The following is a 12,028-nucleotide window of genomic DNA, read 5'->3' on the forward strand; positions in this document are numbered from 1 at the left end:
GCGCATGCGCGCCCACCACGCGCACACCGCGAAGGCCCTGGACGTCCAGGTGGAGCCGGGCTCGGAATTCTGGGGTTGGGCCGGGCGCACCCTGGGCGCCCCGGCCCGCACCACTACGGGCGCGCCCGTATGGCTGCGGCTGGTGTCCGCGCCGCAGGACAAGGCGTCGGGGAAGCTGTGGGACGGCGCCCTCGACGCCCAGCACGCCTTCGGCGATCTCGACGGGCATCGGCCCGCCCTCCTGGCTGTCCACGACGTCGTCGACGACGGCACCGCCTACCGGGCGGAGCTGTCGGTGCGCATCGATGAGCCGGTCCTGTCCGACGACCCGATCCTCCAACACGAACTCCCGTTGCAGGACCCCTGGTGGAACGACCTCGCCGGGACACCTCTCGCCGCCGATGACATGTCGATCTTCTGTGACCTTCTGGTTCTCTGTTGTCTCACCGTGATGTCACTCAAGATCAGTCTCAACTCGATGCCATTTCCTCGGCGGAACGATGAGTCTGCGCCTGAGCCACCGAGCACGAGGACTACATGTGAGCTCAGATCGCGCACCGATGAGTTTCCCGCGCCGCGCCGGTCTGTACGCGTGAGACCGACTCACGGAAGGCTGGCGCCATGCGGAAACTGATCTACGGCATGAACCTGACACTGGACGGCTACATCGCCGCGCCCGGCGACGACATCGGCTGGGGCGTGCCGAGCGACGAGCTGTTCCAGTTCTGGTCCGACCAGTTGCGGGCGACCGACCTGTCGCTGTACGGGCGCAAGCTGTGGCAGACGATGAGCTCCCACTGGCCGACCGGCGACCAGCAGCCAGGCGCCACCCCGGCGGAGATCGAGTTCGCGCGCCGCTGGCGGGACATGTCGAAGGTGGTGTTCTCCTCGACGATCGACAAGGTCGACTGGAACACCCGCCTGGTCACCGGCGACGCGGTCGCCGAGATCACCCGGCTTAAGGCCGAGGACGGCGGCCCGATGGACATCGGCGGCGCGACGCTCGCCGGGGCGGCCATGCGGGCCGGGCTGATTGACGAGTACGTGCTGGCCACCACGCCGGTCCTGGTGGGTAGCGGCACGCCGTTCTTCACCGCGCTGGACAACTGGGTGAACCTGAACCTGGTGGAGACGCGGACGTTTCCCGGCGGCGTGATCCTGACCAGGTACGAGACGAGGTTCTGAGCAGCAGCACCCACGCGCTGGTCTCACGGTGATGTCGCATACGACATCGGTACGACACGGCCCGTTGGGGGGCACCGACGAAACTTCCTTGCGGCGTCGACGAGTTGGCGGTCGATGTGTCCAGCTCGTCGGCCCGGTCGGCCCCGTCCGGTGGGAAACGATCTGCAACAGCGAGGGAACCGATCTCCCCGGAGGGGCAGAACAGTCCTGGTCACAGGGTTCCGTCGGTCCCCCATTACCTTTTTGGTGGTCCCGCAATGGGGCTCTCGGCCTCCGGGCCCGGCATGACTGCTCCCCCCTGTTGAAGGTATGGCCCGGGGGGTGTCACCAATCCCGGAGGCACTGACAGACCGCTGATTAGGGGCATGACCACCGACTCCTCCGGGAGGCAGGGAGGCTCTTCGTAATGTGGATGTGACGATCGGTGCCGACGGACGGCCGGGTGGGCACGACTGAAGGACGCACGTGATCGACACCGGCGACATCGACGTCTACCTCGGTCTGGACGTCGGCAAGGGCGAACACCATGCCACGGCCGTCACCCCGGCCGGGAAGAAGGCGTTCGACAAGCGCCTGCCCAACAGCGAACCGAAACTGCGCGAGGTCTTCGCGAAACTCCAGGCCAAGCACGGGACCGTGCTCGTCGTGGTCGACCAGCCCGCGTCGATCGGTGCCCTGCCTCTCGCGGTCGCGCGGGACATGGGCTGCCGGGTGGCCTATCTGCCCGGCCTCACCATGCGGCGGATCGCCGACCTCTACCCGGGCGAGGCCAAGACCGACGCCCGCGACGCGTTCATCATCGCGGACGCCGCCCGCGCCATGCCCCACACCCTGCGGGCGATCGACCTCGAAGACGAGACGGTCGCCGAGCTGGAGATGATCGTGGGATTCGACGACGACCCCGCGGGCGAGGTTCACCCGGGTCGGGAACCGGCTCCGGGGCCCGCTCACCCAGATCCACCCGCACCTGGAACGGGTGATCGGCCCGCGGATTCAGCACCCGGCCGTCCTCACCTCGCTGGAACGGTTCGGATCCCCGGCCCGAATCCGCAAGGCCGGACGCCGACGGCTGTTCACCCTCATACGCCCGAGGGCCCCCAGGATGGCCGAGCGCCTGGCCGACGACATCTTCACCGCCCTCGACGAGCAGACCGTCGTCGTCCCGGGCACGGACGCCGCCGCGCTGATCGTCCCCAGCCTTGCCACCTCGCTCCAGGCGGTGCTCGACCAGCGGAAAGTCCTGGCCGGCCGGATCGAGGAACTGCTGGAGTCCCACCCTCTTTCCCAGGTCCTGACCTGGATACCCGGCATCGGCGTCAGGACCGGAGCCCGCATCCTCATCGACGTCGGCGACGGCAGCAACTTCCCCTTCGCCGCCCACCTCGCCGCCTACGCCGGCCTCGCCCCCGCAACCCGCAGTTCCGGTTCCTCGATCCGCGGCGAACAACCCTCCCGTCACAGGCCCTCCTCCGCCTCGCCAGACGCCGAGCCGACGTGCTCTTCGCGATGCTCCGCGACGGCACCTTCTACAACCCCCAACCCGCCAGGTCAGGCTGAATCTCCCAGAGCCTGCCGCGCTTCAGCCCACAGCCGATCGAACTCCTCCGCGGAGATCTCGGCCGCCTGCGGCTGATCCTGCCAGCCGTCCATGGGGCCTACGGCGAGAACGCCGTACTGCCGTTCATAGCGGCCCATCGCCGCGAGATCGGCATGATCACGCGAGTGCAGCACCTCTTCCAAGGAGGCCGCCGTCACCGGACGCGAGCCCTGCCCCCGGACCTCAACCTGTCGCGCTGCCCAGCCTTCGTCATCGGCCTCGAAATACAGCCACAGATCTTCGTCCTCGTAATAGGTCCGGAACCAGGTCGTCATGCTGCAAATCCTGACCCACGGCCTTGACCAAACAGATAGGGACACCCCCCCCGTGAGATTACGACATCAGCCGCGAGACGCTACAAGCGGACGGTCGGTCAACTGGCCGTGCTGTGCTCGGTCGCCGACACCGAGGGCAGCCAGTGCACGGCGTTGTCGCGGAAGGACGCGTGGATCGGCACGAGGTCTGGGCCGCTGGTGCCGTCGAGGGCGGTGACGTTGATGCCGATCTCCGGGATGTCGCTGTCGATCGCCGCGAGGCGGCTGCCGCACGTCGGGCAGAAGCCGCGTTTCGCCTCGCCTTCGAAGGTCTCGTACCAGGTTGGCTCGCCGCCCTCACCGGTCCAGGTGACGGTCTCGAATCCCACCCACCACATAAGGGGGGCACCGCCGAGCTTCTGGCAATGCCCGCAGGCACAGGTGTGGGCAAAAACTGCTGGCCCCCGAGTGGTGAAGCGGATGCGGCCGCACAGGCAGCCGCCGGTACGCTCCCCGGCTGTTTCGGCTTCCTGGGCGTCGGCGGGGGTGGCATTCATCAAGTGATCTCCCGGGCGCGGTGGGAAAGTTGGGCCCATCAGTGTGCCATCGCTTCCCTGATCGCCAGGACGCTGTTGGCGTGACGGCGCCCGCTCCGGGGCCGGGAGGATCGAAGCGGGCGAAGAAGTCGTCCGGGGCGTCGGGGGTGACGGTCAGTCGGCGTCCTCGCGCTCGTTGCGTCCGACCAGGCACAGCAGCAGCTCGTCTCGGTCGGCCGGGAGGTTTTGGGGGAGCGGGTCGGCTCCCAATCGGCTCCCGGGGAGCCGTCCGCCGCGCTGCATCGTTGCGGGGGCAGCGCCGATCTCGTCCGCTCCGAGAGGGGCCGCGTATGGGTCGATCTGTCATCCGGTCAGGGAGCGCAGCGTGTACCGGCACGGGGCCGCCCGGCCGCGGCTGCCACGGCCGCGGCGGCCGCGCCACGATCAACCTCTCCGAGGCCGGTCTCCTCCTCTGCGTGACCCAGGTGCCGTGCGGCGTGTCGGTGCCGGTAGTCGCGCATGACTTCCTCGCGCCAGACGGCGAAGGTGGCGTCGCACAGCTGGTCACGGAATCGTCCGATTCCCATCCAGCGCAGTGCGGCCCCGGACCGGTCCAGAGGGAAGTAGGTCTCCCCGGGCCCGGTGGTGCCGGCCTTTGGTTCACCGGTTGGTTCAGGTGTCCATCCCAGGGCGGTGACCGTGTCCATGGAACGCAGGTTTCCGAAGACGCCCGGCATCTGACGGACCTGCTGTCCCAGGTTCAGGTGTTCCACCTGCACCGGCCCGGTGTCGTCGCTCGCCTCCAGGGACATGCTGAGATCCCCGCCCAACTGCCCGGCACGCCCCAGTACAACCTTCTCCTGCATCAGCACCTTGCCGGTGCCGTGCAGCCGGATCTGGGTGCGACGGTGGGTGGCGATCTCGTCCGAGACCACGAACGGCTTGCCCGCCCAGGTCAGGACGGCTCCGTCGCCCACGGTGGCGTCGACCGTCCAGGACGACGGTGCCTCGCCTTCGTAGGCGACCGTGCCGGTCGTCTCCACGACGTCGAGCCAGGCGCCGGCAGCGACGTCCACCTCGATGCGGACGTCGTCGCCGGACAGCAGCAGTGCCTGGGTGGCGAGCAGGCCCACCCTGGCTCCGTCTGCGTCCTGGTCCATGACCCGCACCGTCAGGTGCCCGGTCGTGTGGTGGACGCGGCTGCGGCTCCCCGTGGGTGCGACGCTCAGGCGGGTCGGGCGGGTCACGCGCTCTGCCCTGCGTTCGCTGCTGCGTGGTAGGGCGCGTGGTTGGTGCCGTCGGCGTGGGTGTGCGGGTGACCGCCCTCGCCGTCCTGGTCGGCGTGGAAGTGTGGGGCCATGGGGCCGGGGTCGACGGGGGTGTGCTCGCCGGTGCGGTAGTGGGCGAGGGTGTCGCGCACCCAGCCGGTCAGCATCCGGATGGACGCTGCGTCGTGCCGGGACAGCGCGACCACCGGGGAGCCTTGGCGGGCTTCGCGGCCCTCGCGGGCCATGCGCTCGACGTCCACGCCCACGTATTGGCCCAGGTCGGTCTTGTTGATCACGAGCAGATCGGCGCGGGCGATGCCGGGGCCGCCCTTGCGTACGACGTCACCGCCGCCAGCGACGTCCAGGACGAACAGTTGGGCGTCCACCAGGGCCGGGGAGAAGGTCGCGGTGAGGTTGTCGCCGCCGGACTCGATGATGACCAGGTCCAGCGGGCCGAAGTCGGCCTCCATGTCCTCGGCCGCCAGCAGGTTGGCGGTCACGTCGTCGCGGATCGCGGTGTGCGGGCACGCGCCCGTCTCTACCGGGCGGATCCGCTCGGGGTCCAGCACCCCGGCGCTCTTGAGGAAGCGTGCGTCCTCGTCGGTGTAGATGTCGTTCGTGATGACACCCAGGCGCAGTTCGCCGGAGAGTGCCTGGCACAGTGTCGCAATCAGCGAGCTCTTGCCGGTGCCGACGGGACCGGCTACGCCCAGACGCATGGCGCGGGTGGGGGCGGTGGTGTTCTCAGGCACTGAAAAGTCTTTCTGTGGTGGTGTCGTGGGTCTCGGCCCAGCGCTCGATGAGAGGGGCGCCGTGGGCCGGGATCTGTGCGGGGGTGTGCAGGTGGGCGACCTGAGCGGCCATCGCGTCGATGTCGGGCAGCAGGTCGTTCACCCACGCGGTGATGAGCAGCGGGTCCTGCGGCTCGAGTTTGAGCAGGGCCGCCGTGACGGTCTGGGCGTCGTCGTAGCCGACCAGGCGGGCCACTTCGGCGGGGTCCATCCCGGCGCGGTGGGCGAGCAGGCCAAGGATTACGGGGCGCGACCAGCTGCGTGCGCGAGCGTCGAGGGGGCCGGGCCAGAGCGTCTGCAGGACACGCAGGTATCCGCGGCCCAGGCGCCTCCCGTTGACCCTCAGCGCCTGGCTGGGGGTCCGGGCGGCCCATGCGGCCTCGACCTCGGCGAGGTCGCCGCCGCCGGCTGCCACCGCACGGGCGACCACGGCGGTTCCGGCCTCCACAAGGGTGACCGTGCGGAGCCGGGCGCGCAGGTAGGCGGGAACCTCGGCCGATGTCGTGCCGGCCCGCAGGGCTGGCTCCAGACCGGCGGACTGTGTGTGTCCCCCGGACGGGAGCCGCGCGTCGCCCAGTAGGGCGAGCAGGAGCGAAGAGGTGCTCACCGGGCGCCTCAGAACATCAGGTAACGCTGGGTGAGCGGCAGGTTCTTCGGCGGATTCGGCTGGTCGAGATACCAGAAACCAACACGGCTCCTGTGCTTGGCGAGGCTGTGATTCCGCGCCGTGGCGAGACCCGGGATCTCCACCGCGATCTTGAATGTGCTCGGGTCGATGTCGATGCCGAATTGCCCGCCGTTGAAGACCATGTCCGCCTTCTTGACGTCCTTGACAGGCTTCGCGCCCTTCAGTTCGCGCCGTAGACCAAGGGTGGTCTTCAATGAGTCCTTGAACACGCCCTGGTCCCTCACCGCGCCGTATGGGTCGGTGCCGGAGGGCGGGTTGAGGACCTTGTCCGAGACGAACGAGTAGGACAGCTGGGAGGCGAGCGCGTCGGCCATCGCCGGGCGCAGGAACGTCGGTTGCGGCGTCGACACCGAACCGTTGGGGTCGCCCAGGTTGCCGAGCACCATGGCGCCGCCCTTGATGACCATTTCGGGCCGAATGGCGAAGAACCGCGGGTCCCACAGCACCAGGTCGGCCAGCTTGCCCACCGTCACCGAACCGACGTACTCGTCAATGCCGTGGGCGATGGCGGGGTTGATCGTGTATTTGGCCACGTAGCGCAGTGCACGGGCGTTGTCGCCCGCTCCCCGCTCGGTCCGGTAGAAGAAGTTCGCGTCCTCGAAGGTCTTGTGGCTCCACTCCTTCATGACGTGGGCGACCTGCCAGGTGCGGGTCACGACCTCACCGATGCGACCCATGGCCTGGGCGTCGGAGGAGGTGATGGACATCGCGCCCATGTCGTGCAGCACGTCCTCGGCGAACATGGTCGTGGAGCGGATACGGGAGTCGGCGAACGCCTGGTCATTCTTGTTGCTGAGGTCGAGGTGGTGGGCGGAGGCCAGCATGTCGATGTGCTCGGCCACGGTGTTCCTGGTGTACGGCAGTGTCGGGTTCGTCGAGGCGGGCAGAACGTTTTCCTCGGCGGCCACCTTCAGGATGTCGGGGGCGTGCCCGCCGCCGGCGCCCTCGGCGTGGAAGACGTGAACTCCACGCCCACCGATGGCATCGAGGGTGGTCTCGACGAAGCCGGCTTCATTGAGGGAGTCGGCATGCAGGGTGACCTGCAGGCCCCACTTCTCTCCGGCCTTCAGCGCGGCATCCAGAGCCGCCGGAGTGGCTCCCCAGTCCTCGTGGATCTTGTAACCACCGGCGCCCGCCAGCGCCTGCTCGTCCAGGCCGTCCTTGCTGACTGTGTTGCCCTTGCCCAGCAGCATCACGTTGACCGGCAGGTCGTCGAAGCTGCGGTGCAGGTTCACCAGGTGCTGCGGGCCGGGTGTCACGGTGGTCGCCTTGGAACCCTCGGAAGGGCCAACACCGCCGCCGATCAGCGTGGTGGTCCCGGTGGCCACGGCCTCCATCACGGCGGAGGGGGAGATGTAGTGCACATGGGTGTCGACGGCGCCGGCGGTGAGGATCTTGCCCTCGCCGGAGATCACGTCCGTGGAGGGACCGATCTCCAGCCCGGGCGTGACCCCGTCCATGACATCGCTGTTGCCGGCCTTGCCGATCGCGACGACCTTGCCGCCCTTGATTCCGACGTCGGCACGTACGACGGCGTTGCTGTTTCCCCGCTCCTGGGCGGGAGCGACATCCAGGATGATCACGTTGGTGATCACGGTGTCGGGGGCACCCTGCGCACTGGTGGTGGTGCCCTGCAGCATTGACTCGCGGATGGTCTTGCCGCCGCCGAAGATCGCCTCGTCACCACCGAAGGTCAGGTCTTCGGTGATCTCGATCCAGAGGTTGGTGTCGCCCAGACGGACCTGGTCGCCCACGGTCGGGCCATAGGATTTCGCGTACTGCTCGCGGGTGATCTGCACCATTGCTTTCCTCCAGCTGGGTTTACGAGGGCCCTGTCAGTCCAGATCGGCGTCGCCGGCCTGCTTGTCCTTGCGCAGGCCCGGAACATGACGCCTCCCGCCGATCGGAACGACTTCGATCGCGTCGCTGGGCGCGTTCTCGGGGCTGAACCGCATGGAGTCCCCCGGAGCGATATCGAGGCGGTAGCCCCAGGGGGCCACTCCCGGCGTCTTCGACCGTTGGTGCGCCAACTCGCGGGCGGCGGCGATCTGTTCAGACCGCACGCGCTCAGGGTCGGTCAGCGCGGCCTCGGCAGCGGTGGCGGCGTCCAGGTCGGTGAAGAACAGCAGGTCCTCGTTGACGTCGGCCAGGTGGATGTGCGAACCGATCTGGATGTCGCGGTCACCGACGTTGACCACGTAGACAGTGGCCTTGCCCTCCTCGGAGTTGAGGACGTGCTCCGCGGTCGGGTCCTTGACCCACACTCCGCCCACCTTGTACCGGGAGAAGCTGTGGACCTGGCCCGGATCCAGATCGGAGGGCGGCAGGGGTTCGGGAGGACCAGCGCAGTCAGGCCGCGCGTCCGGACACACGATCGGCGTGGGCTTCGCTGCCAGCGGCTGGAAGTAGGGCATGGGTTCGTCCTCAGCGGATCGGGGTGGCCGTCGGGGTGATCTTCGGGGTACGGATCGGGTCGTAGAGGGTGACGAGCTTGCGACCGTCGGGGAAGGTCGCCTCGATCTGGAGGATGTCGAGCATCTCGGCGACGCCCTCCATGACGTCGACCGTCGTGAGGATGCTCTCGCCCTCGCCCCGGGTGTCGCCCTTCCGCCGCTCCAGGGGAACGTTGGCGTCGCTCATCATCTGGTCGACGGTGTAGGTGCCCGCCCGGGCCTCCTCGATGACCCAACAGCTGATGTAGGCCACGGCCTCGGGGTAGTTCAGCTTGATGCCGCGCTCTTTGCGGTAGCTGGCGAGCATCCCCGCCACGCTCAACAGCAGCTTTTCCTGCTCTGACGGAACCAGGTGCATCCGTGCTCCTCGGTGGTGGTGATGGTCTCTCTGGCCCCTGGTGACCCCGGCTCGGGGAAGGCAGCCAGGACGCCTCCGGGCCGACGCCCGCAAGGCGAGCAGGCACACATGTACTCGGGGAGTGAGATGCCTGCCGCCTTCCCGGATCCAGCGATGAATGTGAGTCCGCAGCCAGAGGGGGACCACCGGGTCCGCCAGCTGAGCCACGCTGCGCCGTAGTTGATCATCCTGCGGCCGGTAGGGATGCTGCCGCATAAACGCCCCGGACCCCTCGAACGGGTGCCGACGCGAGCGTTTGAACGAAGCCGGCGGCTACGAGAAGGGGTGCTGATTCGATGACCTGCACTCGACAGTGCCACCGCCGACCCGGATGGAGCAGGGGATCTCATCACCGATCGGCACAAGCCTGAACGCGAGCGTCTCCTCTGAGCTTGTCGCTTATCGTCCAGGTGTCGAACGGCCCTCGTACTTGAGCCGTGTTTTCGCAGTTCAGCGGACATGCGGGCGGCCTTCGCCCGATCCTGTGCTCCGACCGAGGAGCGCACGTGACCGTAACGAAGGCCGTGGAGTCGTGTCTGCTGGATGAGGACGTCCGCCGGGAGGCGTTCGCGGAAGCGTCACGCTTCCGGTCGGAGTTCTATGCGTGCCTGGCCCGACGGGGCGACGAGCTGTTTGAGCTCTGCGACGCGCTGCTGTGCTCCGATGGGCCGGTGAGGACCCTGGTCGACCTCGCGCTCGCGCCTGAACACCGTCGTGGGCACGGCGCGTTGTACGGCGGACTCAACCGTGGCCGCGTCGATGCCGCACGGCTGCGAAGGACGCTAGCCGGGCTGCCGCTGCCCCGGGCCGCGGACGGGCGCTTGGTGCTCGCGGCGGATGTCAGCCCGTGGCTGCGGCCGGACGCGAACACCTCACCAGACCGCTCGTTCTTGCCACACCTATGGCCGGGGCAAGAACGAGCGCCGCATGATCCCCGGCTGGCCGTACTCGATTGTCGCGGCACTGGAGGTGGGCCGCACCTCCTGGACCGCGCTGCTGGACGCGATCCGGCTCGAACCGGGTGCCGACGTCGCGGCGGTCACCGCTGTCCAGGTCCGCGAGGTGATCGATCGCCTGGTCGCCGCAGGTCAGTGGAAGCCCGGCGACCTGGACATCCTTCTGCTCCTGGATGCAGGTTACGACGTTCAGCGGCTGTCGTTCCTGCTGACCGATCTACCGGTCGAGCTGCTGGGCAGGCTGCGGTCGGACCGTGTGATGCGCCGGCCGGCGCCGCCGAGGATCTACGACCCGAAGGGCGGGCGGCCGCCCAAGCACGGCGGCGAGTTCGTCTTCGGCCAGCCGGACACCTGGGGTGAGCCGGATGTCCGCACGGTCACGGAGACGGAGCGGTACGGCACCGCGGTGGCCACCGCCTTTGACCGGCTCCACCCGAGACTGACCCGCCGGGCAGCCTGGCTCGCCCACCGGGACGAGCTGCCGATCAGCGAGGGCACTGTGATCCGGCTCAAGGTCGACCGTCTGCCCAACGGCGCGGACCCGAAGCTGGTCTGGCTGTGGTGGTCCGGGCACCGGGGCGAGCGAGACGGATGTCGACCGGCTCTGGCATGCGTTCCTGCGGAGATTCGATCTGGAGCACACCTTCAGAATGATCAAGCAGACGCTCGGCTGGACCCGCCCGAAGCTCCGCGATCCCGAGGCCGCCGACCGATGGACCTGGCTGATCGTCGCAGCTCACACGCAACTCCGCCTCGTCCGTGGCCTGGTCACCGATCTCCGCCGCCCCTGGGAACGGCCGGCTCTGCCGAACAAACTCACCCCCGCCCGGGTGCGACGGAGGTTCCGGAACCTCCGCATGAAGTGCCCTCTGCCAGCCCGTGCACCCAAACCCACCAAGCCCGGCCCCGGCCGCCCGCCCGGCGTGAAGAACCGTCGACGGGCTGTCGTTCAGGACGTCGGCCGGGTCCTCAGAACTGGCGAACCGCACTCACGCCCCAGCCACCACAAGAAGGGCACCAAGCCCAGACGCGTCACGGGATGAGCGACAAGTTCGGTGTTCCTGGACCAGGCACCGAGCAGTGAGGCAAGATGCGGGCGATGGCCCGCAGAACCTCGTCGCGGTTCTTAGCTTGCTGCATCCATGCGGGCAGGCAGGCCACCACGGTCATCCTCCGGCCGTGGTCGTGCCAGGGAGTCCCCTCGCGCAGCGGCGCCTGCACGAATCGTCTGATCAGGTCCAGGTGTTCCAGGTTGTAGGCCCATACCCACCCGTGCCGGGTCTCGGTCTGCAGCCACAGACGGACGCCGAAGTGCGGGTCTGCGGCCGGCTCGTTTGGGTCCCGGTGCAAGGCCACACAGCCACGCCTCCACTCCTTCGCCGTCCCGCAGTTCCGGCAGACGAGACGCCGTGGTGCGAAGAGGCCCGGGGTCTGCAATCCGGCCGGGTCTGGCGCCGTCCCGACGTGCGCAACCTTCTCGCAGCCGGGGCAGCGCACGAGGACAGACTCGAGGAAGTCGTACTTCGTGCTGCGCGGGTCCCGGAACCGATGGTGTGTGCGGATCGGACTCATCAGACCAGTATGCGAGCCAAGCACCGAAGGCTCCTACGGGATAAATCTCAAGCTGAGTGCTGACCTCGTCCTCGCCGGCCTGTTCCCCTTCATCCTCACTACCTGAGGCCGATGCCCGGCGCACCGGAGCCCCCGCGACGGGGGCTCCGGCCTGTCCGCGTCCACCGGAGACACCGAACCGGGATCTGCGCCGAGCTACCTGCGGGCGAGGCGGGGAGAGGGACGCAGCCACGCACTGTCACATTCGCGGCCAGATGACTCCCCTTCGAGTGACCGCAAGCGGGTAAACGCAATTGGCCACCAACACCCTGCCGGCCCTGCCGCGCATTCC

11 protein-coding genes and 2 pseudogenes are annotated in these 12,028 nt (G+C 68.5%); 4 read left to right on the plus strand and 9 right to left on the minus strand.

Features of this window, described 5'->3' with window-relative positions:
• Positions 1 to 4 precede the first annotated feature (4 nt).
• From ACFRKB_RS36270 to ACFRKB_RS36280, 3 genes and pseudogenes are all read left to right on the plus strand, one after another.
• Positions 5 to 634: a hypothetical protein gene (locus tag ACFRKB_RS36270; protein ID WP_383110870.1), complete on the plus strand. Its 630-nt coding sequence runs from the start codon at positions 5 to 7 to the stop codon at positions 632 to 634.
• Positions 622 to 1,185, plus strand: coding sequence for a dihydrofolate reductase family protein (locus ACFRKB_RS36275; protein WP_383110871.1), 564 nt, complete (start codon positions 622 to 624; stop codon positions 1,183 to 1,185). The genes ACFRKB_RS36270 and ACFRKB_RS36275 overlap by 13 nt, the downstream gene beginning before the upstream one ends.
• Positions 1,186 to 1,650: 465 nt before the next feature.
• Positions 1,651 to 2,629: pseudogene (locus tag ACFRKB_RS36280) on the plus strand (IS110 family RNA-guided transposase); the annotation flags it as partial.
• A gap of 104 nt (positions 2,630 to 2,733) precedes the next feature.
• Here the strand turns inward: ACFRKB_RS36280 and ACFRKB_RS36285 are convergent.
• The 8 genes from ACFRKB_RS36285 to ureA form a co-directional block, all read right to left on the minus strand.
• Entirely contained in the window at positions 2,734 to 3,057 is a 324-nt protein-coding gene (locus ACFRKB_RS36285; RefSeq protein WP_383110872.1) for a hypothetical protein, read from the minus strand.
• A gap of 98 nt (positions 3,058 to 3,155) precedes the next feature.
• On the minus strand, positions 3,156 to 3,593 hold the full coding sequence (locus ACFRKB_RS36290) for a GFA family protein (protein WP_383110873.1): 438 nt from the start codon (positions 3,591 to 3,593) through the stop codon (positions 3,156 to 3,158).
• A gap of 350 nt (positions 3,594 to 3,943) precedes the next feature.
• Entirely contained in the window at positions 3,944 to 4,732 is a 789-nt protein-coding gene (locus ACFRKB_RS36295; protein ID WP_383110874.1) for an urease accessory protein UreD, read from the minus strand.
• Positions 4,733 to 4,815: 83 nt separating this feature from the next.
• Positions 4,816 to 5,559 (minus strand): urease accessory protein UreG, encoded by a 744-nt coding sequence (gene ureG, locus ACFRKB_RS36300; protein WP_383110896.1) that lies wholly within the window; start codon positions 5,557 to 5,559, stop codon positions 4,816 to 4,818.
• 25 nt (positions 5,560 to 5,584) lie between these two features.
• Complete coding sequence (locus ACFRKB_RS36305; RefSeq protein ID WP_383110875.1) at positions 5,585 to 6,238, minus strand: urease accessory protein UreF; 654 nt, start codon at positions 6,236 to 6,238, stop codon at positions 5,585 to 5,587.
• A gap of 8 nt (positions 6,239 to 6,246) precedes the next feature.
• Entirely contained in the window at positions 6,247 to 8,121 is a 1,875-nt protein-coding gene (gene ureC, locus ACFRKB_RS36310; RefSeq protein ID WP_383110876.1) for an urease subunit alpha, read from the minus strand.
• Positions 8,122 to 8,154: 33 nt separating this feature from the next.
• Positions 8,155 to 8,733: an urease subunit beta gene (locus ACFRKB_RS36315; RefSeq protein WP_383110877.1), complete on the minus strand. Its 579-nt coding sequence runs from the start codon at positions 8,731 to 8,733 to the stop codon at positions 8,155 to 8,157.
• Between the two features lie 10 nt (positions 8,734 to 8,743).
• Positions 8,744 to 9,130, minus strand: a complete 387-nt coding sequence (ureA, locus tag ACFRKB_RS36320; RefSeq protein WP_383110878.1) for an urease subunit gamma — start codon at positions 9,128 to 9,130, stop codon at positions 8,744 to 8,746.
• 575 nt (positions 9,131 to 9,705) lie between these two features.
• On the opposite strand from ureA, the pseudogene ACFRKB_RS36325 reads away from it, so the two are divergent.
• Positions 9,706 to 11,168 (plus strand): annotated as a pseudogene (locus ACFRKB_RS36325) (NF041680 family putative transposase).
• Here the strand turns inward: ACFRKB_RS36325 and ACFRKB_RS36330 are convergent.
• On the minus strand, positions 11,158 to 11,697 hold the full coding sequence (locus tag ACFRKB_RS36330; RefSeq protein ID WP_383110879.1) for a hypothetical protein: 540 nt from the start codon (positions 11,695 to 11,697) through the stop codon (positions 11,158 to 11,160). The pseudogene ACFRKB_RS36325 and the gene ACFRKB_RS36330 sit on opposite strands and share 11 nt — an antisense overlap.
• Positions 11,698 to 12,028: the final 331 nt, after the last annotated feature.

Origin of the sequence: Streptomyces scopuliridis (genome assembly GCF_042790125.1) — a bacterium.
Lineage (GTDB): Bacteria > Actinomycetota > Actinomycetes > Streptomycetales > Streptomycetaceae > Streptomyces > Streptomyces scopuliridis_A.